This window comes from Novosphingobium aquae (assembly GCF_037572715.1).
Lineage (GTDB): Bacteria > Pseudomonadota > Alphaproteobacteria > Sphingomonadales > Sphingomonadaceae > Novosphingobium > Novosphingobium aquae.
In genome coordinates this window covers 155,616-180,000 of the sequence record NZ_JBBHJY010000010.1, presented here as the reverse complement: position 1 = coordinate 180,000, position 24,385 = coordinate 155,616, and the positions used below count along the sequence as shown (strand labels likewise).

The following is a 24,385-nucleotide window of genomic DNA, read 5'->3' as shown; positions in this document are numbered from 1 at the left end:
GATTCCCACGCGTTACGCACCCGTGCGCCACTAGACCCGAAGGTCTCGTTCGACTTGCATGTGTTAGGCATGCCGCCAGCGTTCGTTCTGAGCCAGGATCAAACTCTCAAGTTTGTGTCACATTCAAATCGGCACGATCCGAGGATCGCAGACCGAGAGGAATGAGCTTCAAGGAGCCGATACCTGCACTTGTCAAACGTAATGGTTACGTAAGGACATGTGTTATTGGTAACGGCTTAAATTTAACTCGGTATCCGGAGCCTTAAAACCCCCGGACCGAGCGCCGTCGCCCACATGTCCCTTCATCTAAAACCAACAATGTCAAAGAGCCGCCAACCTAGAAGATCCCGAATTTGACCGTCGAACGGACAAAATCAGGCGGACAACCCTCATTCCCCGGTTTTTACTTCGGGGGACTTGGTGTCCGTCTATGTTGGCGACCGGGGCGTTCGAGCCGTTTGAAGCGGCGTTCCCGTCCGGTGAACAGGCCTCTAAGGTCGACCTGTGATTCGGTCAAACACTTTTTGCAATTTTGTTGCGTTGATTACGAAAATAGCCGCTTTACAATGACTTATTCCGTCATTTTTTCTGCATGATGCGCATTTCGCCTGATTTGCGCAGCTTGGATGGCCCGAATCCCCCATCGCGCGAGTCTTTGATCCCTCACGGTTTATTTACCTCGTTGTCTTAGTGCGTCTGGCAGGGCGCAGCGTCCAAAACATATGGTTTTCTGGGACTTCCAACTGAATGAACACCCCCGCAATCTCTGTTGCGATGAGCGTATATAACGGTGAGCGCTTCCTTGAGGAGGCCATCGCCAGCGTACTTGCGCAGACCTTTGCTGACTTCGAGCTGCTGATTCTCGACGATGGTTCGCGTGATTCGACCCGCGCCATCATAGAGACTCACGCGGCGCGCGATTCCCGCGTGCGCCCGATCATTCGTGAGAACCGTGGCCTGATCGCCAGTCTCAACCAATTGCTGGCCGAATCCCGGGCGCCGCTGGTTGCGCGTATGGATGCGGATGACATCTGCCTGCCGCAGCGCTTTGCCCGCCAGATCGAGTTCCTTGCTGCCCATCCGGAATATGGCGTCATCGGATCATGGTGTGAGGATATAGACGAGAACGGACGCCCTTGGCCTGTCGCCAGCACGCATCGCCACCCGACCGATCACGAAGGCTTCCTCGCGGCGATCGAACTCGGCCGCCCGCTGCTCTGCCACCCGGCAGTGATGTTCCGCCGCGACCTCGTCCTGTCGGTCGGCGGCTATCATGCCGCCTTCAAACATTGCGAAGACCTTGACCTGTGGCTGCGGCTCGCTTCGATCACCCGGATCGCCAGCCTGCCCGAACAGCTGGTCAAGTACCGCCACTATGACGAACAGGTGTCCAGCCGCCACGCAACCGAACAGCAGATTGGTGCCGCCGTAGCCAAGCTTGCTTATAAGGAACGCCTGGCTGGTCGGCCTGACCCGACGGCCGAACTTGAGCACCTGCCTCCACTCGAAGCCTTCGACGATCTCTTCGCGCGCGAGGATGTCTGCCGGGAAGTCAGGGCCGAGGTTGCGCCCGGCCTGCTCTATTCTACTGACGGACTGCGCGGCAATGGATTTGACCTCGTGCTCGAACACCTGCGCGATGGGGGACGCCGCGAAGGCATGTGGCGAACGGTTCTGCGTCTTCTGCGCCTAGGTGAGCCCAGTCGCGCGCTAAAGCTCGCCTCGACGCTGTCCAGCACCACGCAGGCCGGCTAACCATGAGCGATACCGCCTTGCCCCTGACTGTTCTCGACGATGGCGGCCGCGAACCCGCTACCATGACCGTGCGCGGTGCGGCAGTCTGGGCGATGGGCGGGCAGTATCTGTCCTTCGCCATCCAGTTCGTCACCTCGGTGATCATTTCGCGCTTCTTTCTGAGCCCGGCCGAAGTCGGCCTGTTCTCGATCGCCATGGCCGCCGCGCTGCTGGCCTCGGTACTGCAGGACTTCGGTCTGTCACGCTACATCTCGGGCCTGCCGCGCATCGACAGGGCGGAGATCGCACGTTGCTCGTCCGTGGCGCACGCCTTTTCGTTGTTCGTGGCGGGACTGATCGCCGCTGCCGCCTGGCCAATGGCGCAGACCTATAGTCAGCCCGACCTGCTGCCGATCATGCTGATCATTGCATCGAGCTATCTGTTCATCCCCTTCGCCGTCGTGCCAATGGCGCTGCTGGGGCGGACGATGTCGTTCAAGAATCACTTTACGATCAACGTCGGCGCGGCGCTGGCGCAAGGGGTCGTGTCGCTCGCCTGCGCGGCGGCCGGCTACTCTGCCTTTGCGCTCGCCTGGGGCACATTGGCCTTCGGTATCACGCGTGGTGTTATCGCGCAGTGCTTGAAGCCGGCATTCCCATGGCCGCTGAGCCTGCGCGGACTGGGGCCCATCGTTTCAACCGGATCGCGCCTGACTACACTATATGCTGTCGGCGCAGCGGGATCGCGTTCGCCCGACCTGATCGTCGGCAAGGCGCTTGGGCTGCTGTCCGTCGGCCTATATAGCCGCGCGGCGAGCCTGGCCGATCAGTTCCGGATGCTGATTGCCGGAGCCATCGGTTCGGTGTTCTACCCCGCCTTCGCCCGCATCCGCGATCGCGGCGAGCCGATGGGGCCAGCTTACCTGAGGGTCTGCGCCGGATATTCGGCGGTGATCTGGCCTGGCATGGCGGGCCTCGCGCTCGCCGCCGAACCGGTCGTGCGTATACTATATGGTGAAGCGTGGATCGGCGTGGCCCCATTGCTGGCGATGATCGCGCTGAGCGAGATCCTGCTGGTGTCCCTGCCACTGCACACTGACCTGCCGATTCTGGCGGGCAAGCTGAATCAGCTGATCCGGGTCAACCTGCTCGACACGATCCTTGCCGTCACCCTGCTGATCATCGGCAGCCGCTGGGGCGTTGAAGGCGCAGCCGCATCACGCCTTGTCTATGCGTGCGGCTGGCTACTGCTTTATGCGCGGTTCCTCCACCGGTTGATCGCATTCGATCTGCGCGCGCTGATCGGCATCTATACGCGTTCAGCGCTGGCAACGCTGGCCGCGCTGGTGCCACTGGCGCTGACCTATATGTTTCTGGTCCCGCCATCCGAGATCGGCTTCTTCACCTTGGCCATGGCATCCGGCGCCGGCGTGGTGTTGTGGCTGCTGACGCTCTTCGCGCTGAAGCACCCGGCGCTCGACGACCTTGTCGGCATGGCTGCGCACCTGCCAGTCATCGGGCGCTTTCGACTGATCGCCAAGTTCGCCCGCTGAACGGCATGGCCACACCCCCGCGCGCGTGGTAATTTGCGCGACGGGAGAAATGCCATGCATCCAATCGCGACCGGCCTGCTGCTCGCCATGTCCCTGCCCTCAGTCCACGCGGCGCAGCCCGCTGCGGGGGAGGCATCGGAAACCGACGTTGTCGATCTCAACAACTCGGCAACGCGCCTGACGGTCCCGGTCAAGCTGGGCGATCACGGCCCCTTCCGCTTCCTTGTCGATACCGGATCGCAGAACACGGTGATCAGCTCTTCGCTGGTGGCGAAGCTGGCGCTGGTGCCCAATGCCCGCGCCACACTGATCGGCGTTGCCGGCACGCAAAAGGTCGACACGGTCGAGATCGAGGAAGTCATGCTCGGCCGCCGCTCCTATTACGGGCTGATCGCACCGGTGCTTGAACGCGCGCATATCGGCGCGGAGGGCATTCTTGGCATCGACAGCCTGCAGGACCAGCGCATCCTGCTCGATTTCCGCAAAGGCTTCATGGCAGTCAACGATGCCCGCACGCTGGGCGGTAACGTGGGGTTCGAGATTGTCGTGACCGCGCGCAAGAGGTCCGGCCAGCTAATCATGACCGATGCCAAGATCGATGGCATCCGCGTCGATGTAGTGATCGACACCGGATCCGACACCACACTCGGCAACCGGGCGCTGCAAAAGGCGATGGGCAAGCGCGGCGTGGCGATCGAGCAGACGATGCTCCATTCGGTTACCGGCCAGACCATGCTCGCCGATGTCGCCTATGGCCGGCGGCTCGACATGCAGGGGCTGGCAATCACCCGCCCGACCATCGCCTATTCCGATTCGCCGACCTTCGTGCATCTTGGGCTCGACAAGAAGCCGGCGATACTCCTGGGCATGCGCGAAATGCGCGTGTTCCCGCGCATCGCGATCGATTTCAAGGCGCGCAAGGTGCTGTTCGACCTGCCGGATGCGGGCGATCCAGCCTATTTCGGGGTTGATCCCCAGAACAAGCTCGCACCCCTTGGCAACTGATTGCGCTTTCGCTTTGGCGTTTGATCCCTAAATAGCGGCCCATGCCGCCAGATCGCCACGCCAACGAACCCGATGCCCGCCACGAGGGTCTTGCCACCCTGCGCCGCTTCGTCCCCTATCTGTGGCCGAAGGACAATCCGCGTCTGCGTTGGCGCATCGTCGTCTCGATCCTGCTGATCGGCCTGTCGATCGCGGTGCAGACCGTACTGCCATTCACCCTGAAGTGGGCGGTCGATGCGATGACCGTGACCGGGCCGCGCGTGATCACTTTCGCCATGCTGGCCGTGATGGCCTATGCTGCCGGGCGACTGATCCAGGTGACCTTCGACAACCTGCGCAACATCGTGTTCGAACGGGTCGGACAGGATTCGATCCGGTCGCTGTCGGAAAGCGTATTCGGCCAGCTGCACCAGCTATCCCTGCGCTTTCACCTTGCGCGACGCACCGGCGAGGTGACCAAGGCGATCGAGCGTGGGACCAAGAGCATCGACACCATGCTCTACTTCATGCTGTTCAACCTAGCCCCCACGGTGATCCAGCTGCTCATCGTCGGCATCATCTTCCAGATCAATTTCGGCTGGGAACTGGTGGCGGCGACTGCGGCAGCCATAGCGGCCTATATATGGCTGACGCGCAAGATCACCGATTGGCGTAATCACCTGCGTGAGCGGATGAACCGGCTCGACGGACAGGCCCTCTCCCGCGCGGTCGATTCGCTGCTTAATTACGAGACGGTGAAATACTTCGGAGCCGAGAAGCGCGAAGAGGCTCGCTATGCCCAGGCCACCGGAGCCTTCGCCGACGCGGCCACCAAGAGCGCCAACAGCCTTGGCCTGCTCAACATGGCGCAGGCCCTGGTGATCAACCTGCTGATGGCGGGTGCGCTGGCGGCGACCGTCTGGGGCTGGGCCAAGGGCGAGTATACCGCCGGCCAGCTGGTCTTCGTCCAGACCTACCTGATGCAGCTGTTCCGCCCGCTCGACATGCTGGGCATGGTCTATCGTACGATCAACCAGGGACTGATCGACATGGCCGCGATGTTCAAGTTGCTCGATACCGATGTCGAAGTCCGCGACGCCCCCGGCGCCCCCGCACTCCTCGTCGGGCGGCCAAGCCTGACCTTCGACAATGTCGTCTTCGGCTATGAAAAGGACCGCACGATCCTCCACGGGCTGTCGTTCGAGGTCGCCGCCGGTTCGCAGGTGGCGATTGTCGGTCCGTCCGGCGCGGGCAAGAGCACGATCGCTAGGCTGGTGTTCCGCTTCTACGATCCATGGTCGGGCCGCATTCTGATCGACGGGCAGGACATAAAAGAGGTGACGCAGGAGTCCCTGCGCGCCGCGCTGGGCATTGTCCCGCAGGATTCGGTGCTGTTCAACGAATCGATCGGCTACAACATCGCCTATGGCCGCGATGGCGCCGGCCCCGCCGATATCGAAGCCGCAGCGCGCGGTGCGGCGCTGCTGCCGCTGATCGAACGGCTGCCGCAGGGCTTCGATACAGAAGTCGGCGAACGCGGGCTCAAGCTATCCGGCGGCGAGAAGCAGCGCGTGGCGATTGCCCGGACGCTGGTGAAGAACCCGCCGATCCTGCTGCTCGACGAGGCGACCTCGGCGCTGGATACACGCACCGAGCAGGACATCCTCGCCACGCTGCACAACGTGGCCGAAGGCCGCACCTCGCTCTCGATCGCGCACCGCCTTTCGACCATTGCCGACGCCGACAATATCCTCGTACTCGATCAGGGGCGGCTAGCCGAGCAAGGCACGCACCACGACCTGCTGCGCCGCGATGGGCTCTATGCGGAAATGTGGGCGCGCCAGCAGAGCGAGCGCGAACGGCTTAGCGAGGCGGCGGAGTAAGGCGTCGTCGCGGGCTTGACCCGGGACTACGAGTGAAGCACATCCGCCCCGCCCCACACGACAGCCTGCGCGACATAGCCGCAGTCGTCCGGCACCGACCAGGTGATGCTGGGCGAACCGTGCAGCTTCCAGCCTTCCTCCAGCGCCTTCGACACGCGCTCGCAAAAGGCGTGGTCGTCCTTGCCGGTGATGCAGCGATAAACGAGGCGGCCATCTGGGGGCGTGCTGGACATGTCGGGTCTTTCCTGAATTCGGGAGCCTTGGATTAGCGCAGGCGCTGGCGGCGCGGCAACCGTTTGTTCTTGCCTTGAACGCGGAATGGTTCACCTTCGCGCCGGGACGCAGAACCGGCCTTGTTCCCACCAGCCGAAAGGTACTTGCCGATGACCGAGGTCGCTTCCATTGCCGCGACGAAAGACGTCTGGGGCCAGCCGCGCGGCCTGTGGGTATTGGCCGGGACCGAGTTCTGGGACCGCATATCGTTCCACGGCATGCAGGCGATGCTGGTGCTTTACATGACCGGCGACCTGCTGGTGAACCCGGACCGGGTGGCGAATATCATCGGCTTTTCGGCCTATCGCGGCATGATCGAGGGGATGACCGGGCCGCTCAGCCACATCGCGCTCGCCACCCAGACCTTCGGACTCTACCTCGCCTTTGTGACCGGCCTGCCGCTGGTGGGCGGCTGGATTGGCGACAAATTCACCGGGCGGCGCATCGCCGTGGGGCTTGGCGCCGGGCTGATGACCGCGGGGCACTTCTGCCTCGCCTTCGATGCCACATTCCTGATCGCGCTGATCCTGTTGATGACCGGCGCGGGCATGCTTCGCGGCAACCTGTCACCGCAGATCAAGTCGCTCTACGCCGATGGCGACCCGCGTGAGACCAATGCGTTCCAGTACTACTACCTCTCGGTCAACCTCGGCGCTTTCGTCGCGCCGATCGTTTCCGGCGCCGTGGCGGCGGTCTGGGGCTGGCATATGGGCTTCGGCGTGGCGGGTTTCGGCATGTTGATCGGTCTCATCATCTACCTTGCCGGCAGCACTTTCCTGCCCGCCGAACGCGCCCGCGCAATGCACGGCGAACCCCTCGCCAAGCGCAAGCTGACTCCGGTCGAACGGCGCCGCATCTGGGGCCTGTTCCTGCTGTGGCCGGTGCCGCTCGCCTTCTGGACCGCGCAGGCGCAAGTGTGGAACGTCTATAATGTCTGGCTGCGCGATCACGTGGACATGACGGTCGGCTCCTTCAACGTGCCGGTGCCGTGGATGCAGTCGCTCGACGGGCTGGCCCCAGCGGTGTTCATCCCGCTGGCGCTGTGGATCTGGATGCGGCAGGCCAAGGCCGGAACCGAGCCGGACGAATTTACCAAGGCCGGCATGGGGATGCTGATCTTCGCCGCCAGCGTGGCCTTGCTGGGCGTCGGTCCTTCACTCGCGGGCAGCGACGGCCGCGCGCCGATTTACCTGCCGGTGCTGTTCCACGTCTTTTCGAACTTCGGCGCGGTCTTCGTCGCCCCGGTGATCCTGGCGATCTTCGCCACCCGCGCACCCGAACAATGGCGTGGCACGCTGGTGGGGATCAACTCGCTGGCGATTTCAGGCGGCAGCCTGCTGAGCGGCCGCATGGGCAGCCTCTATGAACAGATGACGCCCAGCGGTTTCTGGCTGGTCAACGCGGCCATCTGCGGCGGCGGCGGGCTCTATATCCTGCTCACCCGCCGCTTCTACGCGCGCATGCTCGATCACAAGAACGCCGAGGACTCGATGCCGTTGCCGCCCAAACAGGAAGCAACGGTGGTCGCCGACTAGAGGATATACTTCGACAGATCGGCGTCCTGCGCCAGCCCGGTCAGCTTGTCGCTCACATAAGTCGCGTCGATCGTGATCGTCTCGCCGGCGCGGTCTTCGGCTTCGAAGCTCAGTTCCTCGAGCAGCTTTTCCATCACCGTCTGCAGGCGGCGGGCGCCGATATTCTCGACGCTTTCGTTCACCTGCGCGGCAATCTGGGCGACTTCCCGGATCGCTTCGGGGGTGAAATCCACCGTCAGCTTCTCCGTCGCCAGCAGCGCCTTGTACTGATCGACAAGGTTGGCGCGGGTTTCCGAGAGGATGCGGACGAAATCGTCCTCGTTCAGCGCTTGCAGCTCGACGCGGATCGGCAGGCGGCCCTGAAGTTCGGGCAGCATGTCGCTCGGCTTGGCAACGTGGAACGCGCCGCTGGCAATGAACAGCACGTGGTCGGTCTTCATCGGGCCGTACTTGGTCGCCACGGTCGTGCCTTCGATCAGCGGCAGCAGATCACGCTGCACGCCTTCGCGGCTAACCGATCCTCCACGCACGTCTGAAACGGCGATCTTGTCGATCTCGTCGATGAAGACGATGCCGTTATGCTCGGCATTGTGCAGCGCGACGCGGGCGACGTCGTCCTGATCCATGCGCTTTTCGGCTTCCTCGTCGACCAGTTTGTCCCAGGCGTCCGGCACCTTGAGCTTGCGGCGCTTGAGGTTGTTCTTGCCCATCGCCTTGTTCATCATGTCGGACAGGTTGATCATGCCGACATTGCCGCCGAGGCCCGGAATATCCATCGGCAGGGCCGGCGCGTCCTCCACCTCGATTTCCACCTCGGTATCGTTCATCGCGTTTTCGGTGATGCGCTGGCGGAAAGCCTCACGCGTCGCCTCGCTGGCGTTCTCGCCAACGAGCGCCTTCAGCAGCCGGTCCATCGCCGCCTTGCTCGCGGCTTCGCGCACGGCTTCGCGGCGGCTTTCCTTTTCCAGCCGGATCGCTTCTTCCACCAGATCGCGGGCGATCTGTTCGACATCGCGGCCCACATAGCCGACCTCGGTGAACTTGGTCGCTTCCACCTTGACGAAGGGTGCCTCGGCCAGCTTGGCCAGACGGCGGCTGATCTCGGTCTTGCCGCAGCCCGTCGGCCCGATCATCAGGATGTTCTTGGGCGTGACCTCGTCGCGCAGTTCGGGGCTGAGGCGTTGCCGCCGCCAGCGGTTGCGCAGCGCCACGGCGACAGCCTTCTTCGCCTCGGTCTGGCCAATGATATGCTCGTCAAGCGCGGCGACGATAGCCTTGGGGGTGAGTGCATCTTTCATTTCGTTCAAATCACTTCCACCGTCACACGATCATTGGTGAATACACAGACCTCAGCCGCCACGGCCATGGCGCGGCGGGCGATCTTTTCCGGGTCGGTTTCATAGTCGGTGAGCGCCTTGGCGGCGGCGAGCGCATAGTTGCCGCCCGATCCGATCGCGGCGATGCCGTGTTCGGGTTCAAGCACATCGCCGTTGCCGGTGAGGATCAGCATCACGTCCTTGTCCGCGACGATCATCAGCGCTTCAAGGTTGCGCAGATACTTGTCTGTGCGCCAGTCCTTGGCGAGTTCGACGGCGGCGCGCATCAGTTGCCCGCGATGTTGCTCAAGCTTCTTTTCGAGCCGTTCAAACAGGGTGAAGGCATCGGCCGTTGCCCCTGCGAATCCCGCAATTACGCTGCCATCGCCGATCCGCCGCACCTTGCGCGCGTTCGGCTTCATGACAGTGTTACCCATCGACACCTGGCCATCGCCGGCGATGACGGTCTTGCCGCCGATCTTGACGCCGATGATGGTAGTGCCGTGCCACTGGACGAGTCCGTGGGCTTCGCTGTGTGTGCTCATGCTGCGGGATATAAGCCGCGCAGCGCGTGGTTCAAGCCAGCGGGATCAGCTGCCGTTCGGACCCGTGCCCGGACCACCGCCGCCACCGGCAGGACCGCCCATGCCGCTGCCGACCGTGCCGATATTGCCGAACAGGTCTTCCAGGAAGGTGCGTTCGCGGCCCAGTGTCGGCGTCTTGTTGCCATCGGGATCGATCCGCGCGACCTTTTCCATGCCGATGCGTTCGACATTGGCGACATTGCCGGCGGGGTCGAAGCTGACCTTCAGGATGGTCTGGCTGGCAGTGCGCGGACGGGCAAAGGCCGCCTGCTTGGTGTCGACCGAAACGTAGTACCAGTCCTTCTGGCCCCAGTCCGAAATGAAAGTCGGCCGGCCGAGCGAGCGTTCGACCGAAGTCTTGTTGTCGATGCCTGGCTGGACCGCGTCAATCAGCGCTGTATCGACGAGATAGCCACGGTGGTCCTTGATCGAGGCGCAGCCCGAGAGCGCCGCCACGGCCACAATGGCCGCAAGACCTGCCCTCATCAGCCGAGTATGCCGCATGTATTCGCTCCGATCATTGCCTTGGCGCGGATGCCAACTATATCGACGCCTGCCTTAAAGAGCCTGACGCCGCTGCGCAATGGCGCATGGCGACCTGCATTTGAATTCCCGGTGAACGAAAGGATGCCGACTCCCATGTCCCTTTTAAAGCGCCTGCTGCGCCCCAAGGGCGACGATCTCAGCGCCTATCGCCCGCTGTGGCACCGCGTTGTCGAACTGTCGCGCGACCCGGCGTGGTACCGCGACGCTGGCATTGCCGACACCGTCCCCGGCCGATTCGACGCGATCACCCTGATCCTTTGCGCGGTCCTGCTGCGCATGGAGCGTGACGAGGCTCTGATCGAGCCATCGGTGCGGCTGACCGAGCTGTTCGTTGACGATATGGACGGCCAGCTGCGCCAGTCCGGCGTGGGCGACATGGTCGTCGGCAAGCATATGGGCAGATTGATGAGCGCGCTTGGCGGACGGCTGGGGGCTTACCGCGCTGGACTGGCGACACAGGATTTGGCTCCGCTGGAAGAGGCGATTGCCCGCAATGTCACGCTGAACGAGGGCAGCGATCCCGCCGTGGCCGCCGGGATGATGCGCAAGCTCAACGAGGCGCTGGCCGGCAAGGACGGTGGCGCGCTGCTGGCCGGGGACATCGCCCTGGAGCCTGCAAAGTGAGCGAGTTCAGCCGCATGATCGACCCGCGCCTGCTCACCGCCGCGCCGCTGCACCTGGTGGCCAGCGCCGAGGAATGCGCAGGCCTGGCGCGGCGTTTCGCGCTGATCTCGGTCGAGCGGCTGGAGGCGACTGTTTCGCTGGAAGCCGATGGTCCAGTTGTCAAGGCAGATGGCCGGCTCAAGGCGGCGATCGTGCAGAGCTGCGCGGTTTCCGGCGAGGAACTGCCGGTCGCAATCGATACGCCGATCGCGCTGCGCTTTGTGCGCGATGACGGCCAGCACCGCCCGAATGAGGAAATCGAGCTTGAAGCGGGCGACCTCGACGAGATCACTTATTCCGGTGGGCAGTTCGATCTTGGCGAGGAAGTCGCCCAGACGCTGGCGCTGGCGATAGATCCCTACCTCACCGGCCCGAAAGCCGACGAGGCGCGCAAGAAAGCCGGGATTGCGGATGAAGCGGCCAGCGGGCCGTTTGCCGCACTGGCTGCACTGAAGAAGGATTCCTAGTCGCGGACCTGATCCGGGAACGGTGGAGGCCGGGTCTGAACTTGTTTTGTCAGGGCCAGCGATCCCGGGTCAAGCCCGGGAAGACGCCCGCGTAGCCGTTCGATCAGAACGGGATGTCATCGTCCAGATCGTCAGCGAAACCGCCCGCGCCGCCAGCGGAACTGCCGCCTGACGAGCCGCCGCCGCCCTGATTCCAGCCGCCTGACTGACCGCCGCCCGAGCGCTGCCCGCCACCGGAGCCACCGCCCCAGTCGCCGCCGCCCGAACGCTGGCCGCCGCCGCCGCCAGCACCGCCACCGGGCGCGCCGTCGAGCATGGTCAGCACTGCGCCGGGGCCTTGCAGCACGACTTCGGTCGAATAGCGGTCATTGCCCTGGGCGTCCTGCCACTTGCGAGTGCGCAACTGACCTTCGATGTAGACCTTCGAACCCTTGCGCAGGAAGCGTTCCGCTACCCCGGCCAGCCCTTCGCCAAAGATGGCCACAGTGTGCCATTCGGTGCGTTCCTGCTTTTCGCCGGTGTTCTTGTCCTTCCACGATTCGCTCGTGGCGATGCGGATGTTGCAGACCTTGCCGCCGTTCTGGAACGACTTCACTTCCGGGTCCGCGCCCAGATTGCCGACCAGAATGACCTTGTTGACGCTGCCTGCCATGGAAAAAACTCTCTCTTCGCTAAAGTCCGAGCGCCAGCGCGCTCCAATATGTGATTCCCGCGAAGATGTAGGCCAATCCGAACAGGTACAGCAACATGAACACCGGCCATTTCCACCCGTTTGTTTCACGCCGGGTGACGGCGATGGTGCTCATGCATTGCGGCGCGAAGACGAACCACGCGAGGAAAGCGAGCGCGGTGGGCAAGGTCCAGCGCGCGGCAATCTGCTCGCCCAGAGCGGCCTGGGTGCTGTCATCATCACCGGCGTCCACGGCATAAGTCGTCGCCAGCGAACTGACCGCCACTTCGCGCGCGGCCATGGCGGGGATCAGCGAGAGCGCAATGTCGCGGTTGAAGCCGATCGGTTCGACCACCACGGCAAGGCCATTGGCGATCTTGCCGGCGAAGCTGGCATCGACCTGGCTTTCGCCCTGCCCGGCCCTCGGGAAATTGAGCAGCAGCCACAGCACCACGGTGACCATGAAGATGATCGTGCCCGCGCGGCGCAGGAATATCCACGCGCGCTGCCACAGGCCGATCATCAGGTCCTTCAGGCGCGGCATCTGGTACTTGGGCAGTTCCATGATGAAGCCGCTCGCCGCGCCTTTGGTCACGGTGCTGCGCAGAACCAGCGCGACGACCATGGCGCTGACCACGCCGAGGGCATAGAGCGCGAACAGCACCAGCCCTTGCAGCCCGACCGGGCCAAGCACGGCGCGCTGCGGGATCACCGCGGCGATCACCACGGCATAGACCGGCAGGCGCGCCGAACAGGTCATGAGCGGGGCGACGAGGATCGTCGTCAGCCGGTCCTTGGGATCGGCGATCGAGCGCGTCGCCATGATTCCTGGGATGGCGCAAGCGAAGCTCGACAGCAGCGGAATGAAACTGCGGCCCGACAGTCCGACAGAGGCCATCATGCGGTCCATCAGGAAGGCCGCGCGCGCCATGTAGCCCGAGGCTTCCATGGCAAGAATGAAGAAGAACAGGATGATAATCTGCGGCAGGAAGACCACGACCGAGCCGACGCCCGAAATGATGCCATCGGTCAGAAGATCGCGAATCAGCGAAGGCGGCAGCGCGCCGCGCACCAGATCGCCCAGCGCGGCAACCCCGGCATCGAGTCCGTCGGCAAATGGCGCGGCTCCGGCAAACACCGCCTGAAACACCACGAACAGCAGCGCGAACAGGATCAGCGGGCCGATCCACGGATGGAGCAGCACCCGGTCGAGCTTGGCATGCAGCCGGTGGCGCGCGGTTTCGGACAGGATGGCGCCGTCTGCAATGGCATGGGCGGTCAGCCGCCGTTCGGGCAGAAATCCGTGCGGATGGCGTTTTTCCGGCTCGCGTGCTCCGGCCTGGGCAATCGCCTCGGCCAGTTCGCTCAGCCCGCGCCGCCGAACCGCCACGGTCGAAATCACCGGCACGCCCAGTTCGCTCGCCAGTGCCGCCGGATCGATCACCAGACCATCGCGCTCGGCCAGATCGACCATGTTGAGCGCCACCACGGTCGGCTTGCCCAGCTCGATAACTTCGAGCGCAAAGACCAGATGCTGTTCAAGGTTCGAGGCATCGAGCACGACGATCAGCGCATCGGGCGCTTGTTCGCCGGGAAATTCGCCCATGATGACCTTGCGGGTCACTTCCTCGTCAGGGCTGGTGGAATCAAGACCATAGGAGCCGGGCAGATCGACCAGTTCGATCGGCTGCCCCGAGGGCAGCAGCAGGCGGCCCGCCTTGCGTTCAACGGTGACACCCGGATAATTGGCGATCTTCTGCCGCGCGCCGGTGAGCGCGTTGAACAGCGCGCTTTTGCCCGCGTTGGGATTGCCGACCAGTGCGACCTTGCGAAGCTGGCTCATGCAGCCTCAACCGTCATCGCGCAGGCGTGGACGCGGCGCAGGGCCACCGTCATGCGGCCCACGGTGATCGCCAGCGGATCGGCCCCGGCAAAGACGCCGCGATGCGCGACGGAAACTTTCGCCCCGGAATCAATACCCAGCGCGCGTAAGCGCTTGCCTTCATCGGGGGCGAGCACGGACCAGTCCACCGCAGCGATGCGGGCGGTCTGTCCAACAGGGAGCAGGTCGAGCGTCATATTGGTCCAATGCGCTTGCATGGCGCGAGCCTAATTGCAAGTCATTCGCAATAGATTGATATGAGTCAAATCCTCACAAAACCGGAGAGGGCGTTTTTATTGGGGCGGATATCGCAACCGGCCGAGGAACCGCGCCGGGCTGAAATGCATGTCGCGATTCGCCAGCAGGCGGGCCTTGGCCTTTTCGAACTTCATCACGCCTTCGATCCGGCGGTCGAGGAAGGCGCGCGTTTCGGCGAGGTCCTCGCTGGTGTCATGAGCGAATACGGTCAGCGTCGCGGCATAGATGGAACCGAGAGTCGCGCGCTTGGTATAATGGTTGTAATCGGTCGCGACATCACCGGCGAGACGCCACATGGCATCGGCACTGCGCCAGCCAAGCTGAGCGGCGCGCGCCAGGTTCTGCGGCATGGCCATGATGGAAAGCGCGCGGCGCAAGGCCTCGCGGTCAGCGCCCACCGCGTCGAGCCGGAACTGGACGAGCCGGCGGATGCGTTCGCGGATCGGCAGGTTGCCGATCCGGCCGGCTGGCAGGACGTCGGCCATTTGCCCATCGACCGACAACGTCCAGGCATCGATCATGTCCATCGCCCCGCCGGGAAAGGCAATCCGCGCTTTACCGGGATCGACGCCCGTTTCCTGCGCCGCCATTTCCACGGCAGCCATGGTCCAGCCATCGAAAGCCGCCGCCCGCGCGATTTTCGGCGCGAGCAACAGGCGGACTTCCGCCAGGGTCAGGTCGGTTGTGAGGTCAGCAGTCATCACGGATTACAGCGAGGGACCGTAGGTTTTCGTCTTTTTCGCCTTCGCGGCCTTGCCCGCTGCCTCGATCTCGTTGCCGAGCACCGTGCCCTTGATCGAGAGCTGGGCGTAATCGACCGCGGTGCGTCCCGAATTGTCCGCCTTGTTGGCATCGGCCCCGGCGGTGATCAGCGCGCGGGCGAGTTCAAGGTTCTTCTGATGAACGGCGGCGATCAGCGGCGTTTCGCCTGCCGGACCGGGATCGTTGACCTTCGCACCGCGCGCGATCAGTTCCAGCGCACCATCGGTGAAGCTGGTGTTGACCGAAAGCCACAGCGGGGTGGTGCCCTGATTGTTGCGGATGTTCACATCGGCCAGGTTGCTGATCAGATAGCGCAGCCAGCCCATGTCGCGCCGCTTGATGACGACGTGCAGCGCCGCATCGCCAGTGGTAATGTCGCGCGCGTTGACGATGATGTTGCCCGGCGTGCTTTTCGCACCCGAGGAGCTGAGCATGGTCTTTGCGGCTTCAAGGTCTTTCTTGCGAACGGCCTCAAGGAATTTGTGCCCCTGCGAGACCTGCGCCTGCGCGGTGCCCGCCGTCATCAATCCTGCGGCCGGTACCATTACCAGCGCAAGTGCCAGACCCATCACCCTGTTTCGCACGTTTTTCGTCTCCTGCGGGGAACTGCCCGCCATCGCTGTCTTGCGCGCCGGGCTTTAGCAGAGCATGAACCGCCGCGCCATGAGCAACAATGCATCCCATCGCCCGATGTTCGCCCGCCCTTTCCTTTTGGCCCTGACGCTCGCGCTTTCGGCATGCGGCAGCGGGGGCAATGCCCCTGCCCAGCCCGACCTTTCCACCGCGCCATTGGCCGGTGCGCGGATCGGCGGCGATTTTGCCCTGACGGACTCCGCTGGCAAGACCGTGCGGTGGACCGATTTCAAGGGCAAGTGGCGGGTGGTCTATTTCGGCTACACCTATTGCCCGGATGCCTGCCCGATGGACATGACCGTGCTGTCGCAGGGCTTGCAGAAATATGCCGAGAAGAACCCAGCGCTCGCCGCGAAGATCCAGCCGATTTTCATCACCATCGATCCCGAACGCGACGACAAGACCCGCGTCGGTGAATTTGGCGCGGCGTTCAAGCCAGCGGTTATCGGCCTGACCGGCAGCCGCGCGGATATCAATGCCGCGGCCAAGGCCTTTGCCGTCTATCACGCCAAGGGTGAAAGCGTTCCCGGCGGCTACCTGATGGATCACAGCCGGGGGGCCAACCTGTTCGATCCCGATGGCAAGCCGATTGCCGTCCTGCCGATCGATCGCGGCCTGAAGGACGGTCCGGCCGCAGTCGCAGCGGAAATGCAGCAGTGGGTACGTTGAGGCCCGGCTTTATCGACATGCCGATCGAAGCGCTGACCCGTGAGGAATGGGAAGCGCTGTGCGACGGCTGCGGCCAGTGTTGCCGGCACAAGGTGGAGGACGAGGACACCGGCCGCGTCTGGCCGACCAACGTCGGCTGCCGCCTGCTCGACCTCAAGACGGCGCAGTGCAAGGATTACCGCAACCGGCGGAAATACGTGCCCGACTGCGTGCAACTGACACCGGCGCTCGCCGGATCGCTCAACTGGCTGCCCGCCACCTGCGCCTATCGCCGGCGCGCCGATGGCAAGCCGCTGCCCGAATGGCACTACCTGCTCTCTGGCGACCGCGAAGCCGTCCACCGTGCCGGCGTCGGTGTGCGGGGAAAGTTGCTGCATGAGGACCTCGCCGGCCCGATCGAAAACCACATCGTCTGGGATGAAGCCTATGACGACTAGGGCCCGTCATGCTTGACTGGCTGCGCTCCGATCCACGGCAGGACCCGACGATCGAGGTCGGCGGGGTTCTGCTGCCGGTGCAGGTTCGTCGCAATGCCCTTGCAAAGCGCCTCACCCTGCGCCTAGCGCCTGATGGCAAGGCCGTGCAGGTAACGATCCCGCGCTGGACCCCGACCCGCGAGGCGCTGGCCTTTGCCCGGCAGGGTGCGCCATGGCTGGAACGCCAGCTGGAAAGGGTCGTGCCGGCCCGGTCGATTGCCGATGGCACGATGATTCCGTTTCGCGGACTGCCCCACGCCGTCCGCCACGATCCCGCGCAGCCCCGCCGGGTGCGACTGGAAGAAGGCGCGTTCCTGCTCGGCGGACCGGCGGACAGCCTGGCCTCCCGGCTCGAACGCTGGCTGCGCGGCGAAGCGCTAACCAAACTGCGGGACGACCTCGATTATTACTGCGCCCGCGCTGGTCGCTCGGTGCCCGATCTCGGCCTGTCGAGCGCGCAGCGCCGCTGGGGTAGCTGTTCGACTACCGGTGTGATCCGCATCAACTGGCGGCTGATCATGGCGCCCGATGCCGTGCGCCGTTCGGTGGTCGCACACGAGGTCGCGCATCTGGAGCACTTCGACCATTCGCCCCAGTTTCACTCGGCTTTGCGCGCGCTGTTCGAGGACAATCTGCACGACGCCGACCGCTGGCTGAAGCGCGAAGGGCGTTCGCTCTATGCGCATTTCGGCTGAGGCTCTGGTCTTGGCGGTCAACAATGCCTAGGTTCAGACGATGAAACTCCGCCGATCCTATATGCAGCATATCAACCCGCGCGGGGCGATTGCCGACTTTCGCGAGGTGTTCCGCCAGGCCGGCAAGAACCGCTGGCGCATCACGATCGCCGCAATGGCGGTCACCGCCACGTTGTTCTGGGCATTGACCAAGGATTCGTGGCGCGTGCCGCCAGCCAAGCCGCAGATCACCTATATCAACTCGTTCCCGCTCGATCGCACGCCTGAAGAGACCAAGGCGTTTATCGAAAAGAACCAGAAGCTCAAGGACAAGGTCGAGGCGCGCGAAAGGGAAATCGCCGAAGAGAGCAAGGCGATCTACCGCAAGCTCGGCGAGATTTCGGGCATGGACGTGAAGAAGATCGAGCGCGAGGCCAAGGAAGCCGAGGCGGCAAAAGCGGCGGAAGCGGCGCGCAAGCAGCAGGCGCCGGTTGCCTCCCGCTGATCCTTCTGCAGACCGCCGCTGGCTTGAAGCTGCGGCGCGGCTGGCGGCGCGCGGGGTGCCGCTGTCGCGCCCCAACCCTTCTGTCGGAGCGATTGTGGTGCGCGGTGGCATGGTTGTCGGGCGCGGCTGGACCCGGATTGGCGGCCGCCCTCATGCCGAGGCGGTGGCGCTCGAACAGGCCGGAGAGCTTGCGCGCGGTGCCACACTCTACGTCACGCTCGAACCCTGCGCCCACACCAGCCCGCGCGGCCGGGCCTGCGCCGATCTCGTCGCGACATCCGGGCTGGCCCGCGTAGTCGTCGGCTGCCTCGATCCCGACCCGCGCACTGCCGGACAGGGGCTACCCCGGATCGAAGAGGCGGGAATTGCCGTTGATCTGTTGCGGAACAGGGCCTGCGAAGCGAGCCTTGCCGGTTACCTCTCGGTACGGCGACTGGGCCGGCCGCACGTGACGCTCAAGCTCGCGCTGTCGCAGGACGGCGCTTTGGCCCGGCCACCCGGTGAAAGCCAGTGGCTCACCGGCGAAATCGCCCGCGCCCACGTCCATGCCATGCGGTCAAGAATGGACGCCATCCTGGTCGGCGGCGGGACCCTTCGGGCGGACAATCCCCGGCTCGACGTGCGGCTTGCAGGCATCGAGGACCGCTCGCCCGAACGCTGGCTTCTAACCCACGGCGAGCCTCCTGCCGGGTGGAAGTCCATCGCTTCGCCAAACGAAATCAGCGCCATTCTACCCGCCCAGTACCTGATGGTCGAAGGTGGCGCGCAGACCGCGCGCGCCTTCCTCGCGGCCGGTCTGGTCGACCGCCTGCTGCTCTACCGCGCGCCGATCACCATCCCCGGCGATGTCCCGCGCCTGCCTGAACTGACCGCACCCATATTGGCCGGCAGCGCGGCGTGGCAGCACATCGACAGCCGCCCGCTTGGCAGCGACACACTCGACGTTTACGAGGCCATCCCATGTTCACCGGAATAGTCACCGCCATCGGCACCATCAGCGAAGTGAAAGGCGGCGGCGATATCCGCGCCGTGATCGCTTGCCCCTTCGATCCTGCAACGATCGCCATCGGCGCATCGATCGCCTGTTCGGGCACCTGCCTGACCGTGGTCGAGCGCGGCGGCAGCGCCGGCGATGCGTGGTTCGCGGTCGACATTTCGGGCGAGACCGTATCGCGCACCGTCCCTGGGCGCTGGACCGAGGGTACGGCGCTCAACCTTGAACCCGCGCTCAAGCTGGGTGATGAACTGGGTGGTCACATCGTCACCGGCCATGTCGACGGCGTTGGCGAAGTGGTCGGCATTTGCCCCGCTGGCGATTCGCGCAAGATCGGGATTTCGGCGCCGGCAGAGCTGGCACCGTACCTCGCGCCCAAGGGCTCGATCACGGTCGACGGAGTTTCACTGACAGTCAACGAAGTTGCGGATCAGGCCGATGGCACCTGCCATTTCAACCTCAATATCATCCCGCACACCGGCGACGTGACGACGCTTGGCGCGATGGAAGCAGGCAGTAAGGTCAACCTCGAGATCGACGTGCTGGCACGCTATCTCAAGCGAATGCAGTCGCTGCGCGGATAGGTGCAACGAAAAGGGCGCCCCGGTTTCCAGAAGCGCCCTCCCCTGTTTCGCGGTCTGAATGACTTTTGTGGTTGCCGCCCGTGATGCAAGAGGTTTCAGATTGAATGTGCATGTGATCGAGTGCGGTCTTGTGTAAGGCCTTTGAACGCGGCATTTTCAGAAGCCGCTAGCCGGTATGGTGATCTGCGGATCAAGTCCAAATCTAACCGTCGAGCTCTATGCTCTCACACCAACCGCGCGATTACTCTATGTGTGACAACCCTTGCTGTAGCCCATAGCCCGGCGCGAGCGACGTTATCAGCCAGGTCGACTTACTCAGTTCCAAAGAAACGAAGATCGCGCCAAGATCGACGCGTATAGCGGCAAGTGCCTCGGATTGATCAGTCGGCAAGAGCATAATTGGCCTCCACAGAGAGTTTTCTAGCGAACCCACTCTGCAACGGCGCAGGTCGCTATCTACTCCTCATGGGATCTGAAGTCGGAGGGGGCACTCCCCAAGGGGGGCCCTAAAAGTGACACTGACTTGCTAGAAGCTTGTCGCTCCAGCCAGCTCGCTTGCTCTCACAGACCGCCGTCAGAACTTCATCGAGAACGGGTCCCGCCGGTCGCCGGAATAGTCGATGAAAACGGTCTTGGTCTGCAGCCATTCCATGATTCCGGCAGCCCCGCGCACCCGGCCATAGCCCGAATCCTTCATGCCGCCGAAGGGAACCTGCGGTGCCGCCTGCCGGTAGGTGTTGACCCAGACCACGCCCGATCTCACCGCGCGCATCATCCGCATGCAACGATCGATATTCTTCGACCACACGCCCGAGGCAAGGCCATAGGCGGTATCGTTGGCGATGCTCACCGCCTCTTCCTCGTCAGCGAAGGGGATAATCGACAGGACCGGGCCGAACACTTCCTCGCGCGCGACCATCATGTCGTTGCGCACGTCGGCAAAGATCGTCGGCTGGACGAAGAAGCCCTTTTCCAGACCCGGACCATCGGCTCGCGCGCCGCCGGTGACAAGGCGCGCACCATCGCTTCTGGCGGCATCGATGAAGGACAGGATCTTGTTGAACTGCGGTTCGTTGGCCGCCGTCCCCATCTCGGTCGCGGCCAGCCGCGGATCACCCATGACGATCTGCCCGGCGCGCGCGGCAAGGCCTTCGACCATGCGGTCATAGATGCCGCGCTGGACCAGCAGGCGCGACCCGGCGATGCAGGTCTGCCCGGTCGCGCCGAAAATCCCCGCCAGCGCGCCGATCAGCGCCCGGTCGAAATCGCAATCGTCGAACACGATGTTGGGCGATTTTCCGCCCAGCTCAAGGCAGACCGGCTTGAGGTTCGCCGCCCCTGCCGCCGCGATGGCGCGGCCAATGCCGGGGCTGCCGGTGAAACTGATCTTGTCGACCCGCGGGTCCGAAGTCAGAGCTGCGCCGGTGTCGCCTGCGCCGGTGACCACTTGGAACACGCCCGCGGGAAAGCCCGCCTTCTCGGCCAGCCGAGCGATTTCCAGCGTGGTGACCGAGGCATGTTCGCTCGGCTTGGCGATCACGCAATTGCCCGCCGCCAGCGCGGCGGGCATCGTGTTGCACAGGATGGCGACGGGCGAATTCCACGCCGTGATGCAGGCCACCACGCCGAACGGCTCATGGACGACAAGCCCTGCCGTATCGGCGACATCAAGAGGCACGACATCGCCCGTGACCTTGTCGGCCCAGCTGGCGTAATAGCGGAACAGGCGGGCGGCATAGCCCATCTGGTTGCTCGTCTCGCGGATGACCTTGCCGTTGTCGGTCGTTTCCAGCAGCGCGAGCCGGTCGGCATCACCCTCGATCAGGTCGGCCAGCCGGTTCAGCAAGCTGGCCCGCGCACCCGGCAGCGTCCGGCCCCAAGCAGGTGCCGCTCGCCGCGCCGCTTCAACGGCATCGGCTACGTCACTGCAAGCCGCAACGCTGATCCGGGCGTGAACCTCCTGATTGTACGGATTGACCGCAGGCAAGGTCTCGCCGCCAGCGGCGGGGCGCCACTTGCCGTCGATGAACAGCTGATAGGTCTGCATCATGCCGCGTCATCTAGAGCCGCGGTGCCGACACTCGCCACCATGTTCTTCTCGCCGCCCTGCTGCGTCCAGACCTCCGCGCCGTCCTCGCCGGGATTGCCGCAAACGTGCAGCGGCGCGCCCGAGAAGGCAGGGACTTGTCCGCGAAAGGAAAAGCTGGTGACCGGCGCGCAGAGGTTCCTGCTGGCAATGTCGATCAACAGGGTCGCCTGCAAAGGTCCGTGGACGACGAGCGCGGGATAGCTTTCCTCGTCGATCGCATAGGGGCGATCGTAATGGATGCGGTGCCCGTTCATGGTCAGCGCCGAATAGCGGAACAGCAGGACCGGATCGGGCTCGACCGTTTCAGCCCATGCCGCAGCGGGCGCGGGTGCGGCAACAGGTGCGGGGAGCATTGCCGAAGCGGGATCGCGGTAGACAAGGTCCTGTTCCTCGCTGACCGCGAGCCCGGCATCGGTGCTAAGGTCATGGCGCACGGTGACGAAGACGAGCGTGCCGCTGCGGCCGGTCTTTTCGGTCACCGAGGTGATGGTCGAGATCTTGGTCACGCGGTCGCCAAGGCGGAGCGGGGCGAGGAACTTCAGCCGTCCCCCCGCCCACATCCGGCGCGGCAGCGGCACCGGGGGGAGGAACCCGCCCTTAGCCGGATGGCCATCGCTGCCCAGTTCGGCCGGGGGTTTCACGTCCCAGAAGTAGAGCCAGTGGTGGAGCAGCGGCAGGGCATCGCCCACCTGCAGGTTGCCCTTGTCGCCCATCGCCACGCGCAAGGCATTGCTGCGCGCCGGTTCCAGCACGTCGGTGGAGGTCTGGCTGCGGCCGATCCAATCGTTGAATTCGCTCACTGTGCAGGTTCCTTGGGTTTGCGTTGGTGCAGCAGGGGCAAGCCGGGTCGCGGCCAGTCCACCGCGATCAGCAGGCCGTGGCCGGAAACGGTGATATAGGCGGTGCGCATGTCCGGCCCGCCAAAGGCGATGTTGGTGCAATAGGGCTCCGGCCCCTGCCAGTATTCGAGCTTCTCACCCGTGGGCGAGAACACGGTGATGCCGCCGGTGACGAGCGTGCCGACGCAGATGTTGCCGCATTCCTCGACTGCCATCGAATCGAACCGCTGATAGCCGCTCGCCTGCCCGATCATCGTTCCGCCGTTGGGTGATGGCCAAGCCAGCTTGCCCACCTCGCCCCGCCCGGTGATCGGCCATTGCCACAGTCGCCCGGTCTCGGTCTCCGAAGCATACAGCGTGCCTTCGTCCGCCGAGAGGCCGACGCCGTTGGGCGTGAGCATCGGGAACACGGCCTGCCGGATGCGCGACCCATCAATAGCCGCGTGATAGATCACGCCCTGATCCATCACCCCGTCATAGGTCTTGCCGTGATCGGTGAACCACATGTCGCCCTGCGCGTCGAAGATGATGTCGTTGGGACCATTGATCGGCTTGCCATCGCAGTGGGTGTAAAGCGTGGTGACCTCGCCCGTGGCCAGATCGACCCGCTGGATCGAACCGCCGCTGTAATCGTGTGCGCGGCCGTGGGGGCGGTCGTATCCCTTCACGCCGAAGATGTCTTCCTTCAGCCAGTGGAAGCCGCCGTTCTGGCAGACGTAGCAGGCCCCGTCCGGGCCAATCGCCGCGCCGTTCGGCCCGCCGCCGAGTTCGGCCACAACGTCCTTACGGCCATCGGGCTGGACGCGGATCAGCCGACCGCCCTTGATCTCGACCACCAGCACCGATCCGTCGGCCATGGCGATCGGGCCTTCGGGGAAGATCAGGCCATCGGTGACCACGCGGTCGTCAAGCGTCAGGTGCTTCACGCCTTCCCCTCCACAAGCTCTATGATCGCCGGAAAGTACTTCGGCCCGATCCCGGCATCGATCGCCGCCTTGTAATACTCGGCCGCACGGTTCGCCATGCGCGGCTCGACACCCATCTCGCCGGCCAGTTCGATAGTATAGCCCATGTCTTTCAGCACGTAGTCCATCGGAAAGGCCTTTTCCGGAAAGGCGCGCGGGGCCATCGCCTTGCGTCCGTGGTTCTGCAGCGCGAAGGAATTGCCCGAGCCGAGGCCCACCGCCTCGATCAGCTTGTCATTGGTCACGCCCGCACGCTCGGCCACGACCATCATTTCGGCGAGCGCGGCGACCTGTTCAAACAGCAGGGTGTTGTTGATGAGCTTGACCACCTGCCCGCAGCCGACATCGCCGCAATGGGTCACGTCGCTGGCCATATAGGCGAGTAGCGGCTGGATGCGCGCGAACAGCGCATCGTCCGCGCCGACCATGATGGAAAGCGTGCCGTCAACCGCCGCCTGCCGCGCGCGGGCGACGGGAGCATCGGCAAAGGCGATGTCGCTCTGGGCCAGCCGCGCAGCCACGGCGCGGGCATCGGCAACCGCTGTCGTCGAGAGGTCGATGACCACCGCACCGGGCTGGGCGTTACTGGCGATCTCCTCGCAGACCGCCGCCACCTGCCGCCCGCCGGGAAGCGAAAGGAAGATAACCTCCGCCTCATGCACCGCTGCGCCGACCGAACCGGCTGCCGATGCGCCATGCGCCACCTGCGCCATGACCGCCTCGGGGTTGAGGTCGAACACCTCCACGCGCCCGCCATGCTTGCGGACCACGTTGGCACACATGCCCGATCCCATGGCGCCCAGGCCGATGAAGGCGGCGGGGGACTTACTGTTCATGGCCTTCCTCT

General features: G+C 64.2%; 26 protein-coding genes, 1 rRNA gene and 1 pseudogene (1 of these 28 running past the window's edge). 13 read left to right on the top strand and 15 right to left on the bottom strand.

The window, feature by feature from the left end:
• Positions 1 to 114, bottom strand: a 16S ribosomal RNA gene (locus WG900_RS17920) (it extends 1,371 nt beyond the left edge of the window).
• Between the two features lie 633 nt (positions 115 to 747).
• On the opposite strand from WG900_RS17920, the gene WG900_RS17915 reads away from it, so the two are divergent.
• Genes WG900_RS17915 through WG900_RS17900 form a run of 4 tightly spaced genes read left to right on the top strand, consistent with a single transcriptional unit; the run spans position 748 to position 6,154 of the window.
• Positions 748 to 1,755: a glycosyltransferase gene (locus tag WG900_RS17915; protein WP_339969352.1), complete on the top strand. Its 1,008-nt coding sequence runs from the start codon at positions 748 to 750 to the stop codon at positions 1,753 to 1,755.
• A gap of 2 nt (positions 1,756 to 1,757) precedes the next feature.
• Positions 1,758 to 3,287, top strand: coding sequence for an oligosaccharide flippase family protein (locus WG900_RS17910; RefSeq protein ID WP_339969350.1), 1,530 nt, complete (start codon positions 1,758 to 1,760; stop codon positions 3,285 to 3,287).
• A 54-nt stretch (positions 3,288 to 3,341) separates the two neighbouring features.
• Positions 3,342 to 4,292: a retroviral-like aspartic protease family protein gene (locus WG900_RS17905; RefSeq protein WP_339969348.1), complete on the top strand. Its 951-nt coding sequence runs from the start codon at positions 3,342 to 3,344 to the stop codon at positions 4,290 to 4,292.
• A gap of 41 nt (positions 4,293 to 4,333) precedes the next feature.
• Positions 4,334 to 6,154 (top strand): ABCB family ABC transporter ATP-binding protein/permease, encoded by a 1,821-nt coding sequence (locus WG900_RS17900; protein WP_339969346.1) that lies wholly within the window; start codon positions 4,334 to 4,336, stop codon positions 6,152 to 6,154.
• Positions 6,155 to 6,180: 26 nt separating this feature from the next.
• Here WG900_RS17900 and WG900_RS17895 read toward each other — a convergent pair whose 3' ends face one another.
• Positions 6,181 to 6,387 (bottom strand): DUF1737 domain-containing protein, encoded by a 207-nt coding sequence (locus WG900_RS17895; RefSeq protein ID WP_339969344.1) that lies wholly within the window; start codon positions 6,385 to 6,387, stop codon positions 6,181 to 6,183.
• 150 nt (positions 6,388 to 6,537) lie between these two features.
• Here WG900_RS17895 and WG900_RS17890 point away from each other — a divergent pair, with 150 nt between their 5' ends.
• On the top strand, positions 6,538 to 7,962 hold the full coding sequence (locus WG900_RS17890) for a peptide MFS transporter (RefSeq protein WP_339969342.1): 1,425 nt from the start codon (positions 6,538 to 6,540) through the stop codon (positions 7,960 to 7,962).
• Here WG900_RS17890 and hslU read toward each other — a convergent pair.
• The 3 genes from hslU to WG900_RS17875 are packed head-to-tail and all read right to left on the bottom strand — an operon-like array spanning position 7,959 to position 10,348.
• Positions 7,959 to 9,260, bottom strand: a complete 1,302-nt coding sequence (gene hslU / locus WG900_RS17885) for an ATP-dependent protease ATPase subunit HslU (RefSeq protein WP_339969340.1) — start codon at positions 9,258 to 9,260, stop codon at positions 7,959 to 7,961. The genes WG900_RS17890 and hslU overlap by 4 nt on opposite strands.
• 5 nt (positions 9,261 to 9,265) lie before the next feature.
• Positions 9,266 to 9,823 (bottom strand): ATP-dependent protease subunit HslV, encoded by a 558-nt coding sequence (gene hslV / locus WG900_RS17880; protein ID WP_339969338.1) that lies wholly within the window; start codon positions 9,821 to 9,823, stop codon positions 9,266 to 9,268.
• A gap of 45 nt (positions 9,824 to 9,868) precedes the next feature.
• Entirely contained in the window at positions 9,869 to 10,348 is a 480-nt protein-coding gene (locus WG900_RS17875) for an outer membrane protein assembly factor BamE (RefSeq protein ID WP_339969336.1), read from the bottom strand.
• Between the two features lie 153 nt (positions 10,349 to 10,501).
• Here WG900_RS17875 and WG900_RS17870 point away from each other — a divergent pair, with 153 nt between their 5' ends.
• On the top strand, positions 10,502 to 11,032 hold the full coding sequence (locus tag WG900_RS17870; RefSeq protein WP_339969333.1) for a ubiquinol-cytochrome C chaperone family protein: 531 nt from the start codon (positions 10,502 to 10,504) through the stop codon (positions 11,030 to 11,032).
• Complete coding sequence (locus WG900_RS17865) at positions 11,029 to 11,538, top strand: YceD family protein (RefSeq protein WP_339969331.1); 510 nt, start codon at positions 11,029 to 11,031, stop codon at positions 11,536 to 11,538. The genes WG900_RS17870 and WG900_RS17865 overlap by 4 nt, the downstream gene beginning before the upstream one ends.
• A 103-nt stretch (positions 11,539 to 11,641) precedes the next feature.
• Here WG900_RS17865 and ssb read toward each other — a convergent pair whose 3' ends face one another.
• From ssb to WG900_RS17840, 5 genes are all read right to left on the bottom strand, one after another.
• Positions 11,642 to 12,190 carry a single-stranded DNA-binding protein gene (ssb, locus tag WG900_RS17860; protein WP_339969329.1) on the bottom strand — a complete coding sequence of 183 codons (549 nt, stop codon included), beginning with the start codon at positions 12,188 to 12,190 and terminating at the stop codon, positions 11,642 to 11,644.
• Between the two features lie 19 nt (positions 12,191 to 12,209).
• On the bottom strand, positions 12,210 to 14,051 hold the full coding sequence (gene feoB / locus WG900_RS17855; RefSeq protein ID WP_339969328.1) for a ferrous iron transporter B: 1,842 nt from the start codon (positions 14,049 to 14,051) through the stop codon (positions 12,210 to 12,212).
• Entirely contained in the window at positions 14,048 to 14,287 is a 240-nt protein-coding gene (locus WG900_RS17850; protein ID WP_339969405.1) for a FeoA family protein, read from the bottom strand. The genes feoB and WG900_RS17850 overlap by 4 nt, the downstream gene beginning before the upstream one ends.
• 96 nt (positions 14,288 to 14,383) lie before the next feature.
• The gene (locus tag WG900_RS17845) at positions 14,384 to 15,049 is read right to left on the bottom strand and encodes a COQ9 family protein (protein WP_339969327.1); all 666 of its coding nucleotides are present in this window, start codon (positions 15,047 to 15,049) and stop codon (positions 14,384 to 14,386) included.
• Between the two features lie 6 nt (positions 15,050 to 15,055).
• Positions 15,056 to 15,634 carry an ankyrin repeat domain-containing protein gene (locus WG900_RS17840; RefSeq protein WP_339969325.1) on the bottom strand — a complete coding sequence of 193 codons (579 nt, stop codon included), beginning with the start codon at positions 15,632 to 15,634 and terminating at the stop codon, positions 15,056 to 15,058.
• 139 nt (positions 15,635 to 15,773) lie between these two features.
• On the opposite strand from WG900_RS17840, the gene WG900_RS17835 reads away from it, so the two are divergent.
• From WG900_RS17835 to WG900_RS17810, 6 genes are read left to right on the top strand one after another with little or no spacing between them, the layout of a single operon-like run.
• A complete protein-coding gene (locus WG900_RS17835) occupies positions 15,774 to 16,412 on the top strand; it encodes an SCO family protein (protein WP_339969323.1) in 639 nt (212 codons plus the stop codon).
• A complete protein-coding gene (locus WG900_RS17830) occupies positions 16,400 to 16,849 on the top strand; it encodes a YcgN family cysteine cluster protein (protein ID WP_339969321.1) in 450 nt (149 codons plus the stop codon). The genes WG900_RS17835 and WG900_RS17830 overlap by 13 nt, the downstream gene beginning before the upstream one ends.
• Positions 16,850 to 16,857: 8 nt before the next feature.
• Positions 16,858 to 17,583, top strand: a complete 726-nt coding sequence (locus tag WG900_RS17825; protein WP_339969319.1) for a M48 family metallopeptidase — start codon at positions 16,858 to 16,860, stop codon at positions 17,581 to 17,583.
• Between the two features lie 40 nt (positions 17,584 to 17,623).
• Complete coding sequence (locus WG900_RS17820) at positions 17,624 to 18,067, top strand: hypothetical protein (RefSeq protein WP_339969317.1); 444 nt, start codon at positions 17,624 to 17,626, stop codon at positions 18,065 to 18,067.
• Positions 18,054 to 19,043: a bifunctional diaminohydroxyphosphoribosylaminopyrimidine deaminase/5-amino-6-(5-phosphoribosylamino)uracil reductase RibD gene (gene ribD / locus WG900_RS17815; RefSeq protein WP_339969315.1), complete on the top strand. Its 990-nt coding sequence runs from the start codon at positions 18,054 to 18,056 to the stop codon at positions 19,041 to 19,043. Before WG900_RS17820 ends, ribD begins: the two co-directional genes overlap by 14 nt.
• Positions 19,028 to 19,645, top strand: a complete 618-nt coding sequence (locus WG900_RS17810) for a riboflavin synthase (protein WP_339969313.1) — start codon at positions 19,028 to 19,030, stop codon at positions 19,643 to 19,645. Before ribD ends, WG900_RS17810 begins: the two co-directional genes overlap by 16 nt.
• A 271-nt stretch (positions 19,646 to 19,916) precedes the next feature.
• Here the strand turns inward: WG900_RS17810 and WG900_RS17805 are convergent.
• The 5 genes and pseudogenes from WG900_RS17805 to WG900_RS17785 all read right to left on the bottom strand — a co-directional run.
• Positions 19,917 to 20,042, bottom strand: a pseudogene (locus WG900_RS17805) (IS110 family transposase); the annotation flags it as partial.
• A gap of 177 nt (positions 20,043 to 20,219) precedes the next feature.
• Positions 20,220 to 21,695 carry an aldehyde dehydrogenase gene (locus WG900_RS17800; protein ID WP_339969311.1) on the bottom strand — a complete coding sequence of 492 codons (1,476 nt, stop codon included), beginning with the start codon at positions 21,693 to 21,695 and terminating at the stop codon, positions 20,220 to 20,222.
• A complete protein-coding gene (locus WG900_RS17795; RefSeq protein WP_339969309.1) occupies positions 21,692 to 22,534 on the bottom strand; it encodes an HTD2 family dehydratase in 843 nt (280 codons plus the stop codon). Before WG900_RS17795 ends, WG900_RS17800 begins: the two co-directional genes overlap by 4 nt.
• Positions 22,531 to 23,499, bottom strand: a complete 969-nt coding sequence (locus WG900_RS17790) for an SMP-30/gluconolactonase/LRE family protein (protein WP_339969307.1) — start codon at positions 23,497 to 23,499, stop codon at positions 22,531 to 22,533. The genes WG900_RS17795 and WG900_RS17790 overlap by 4 nt, the downstream gene beginning before the upstream one ends.
• Positions 23,496 to 24,374: an NAD(P)-dependent oxidoreductase gene (locus tag WG900_RS17785; protein ID WP_339969306.1), complete on the bottom strand. Its 879-nt coding sequence runs from the start codon at positions 24,372 to 24,374 to the stop codon at positions 23,496 to 23,498. The genes WG900_RS17790 and WG900_RS17785 overlap by 4 nt, the downstream gene beginning before the upstream one ends.
• Positions 24,375 to 24,385: the final 11 nt, after the last annotated feature.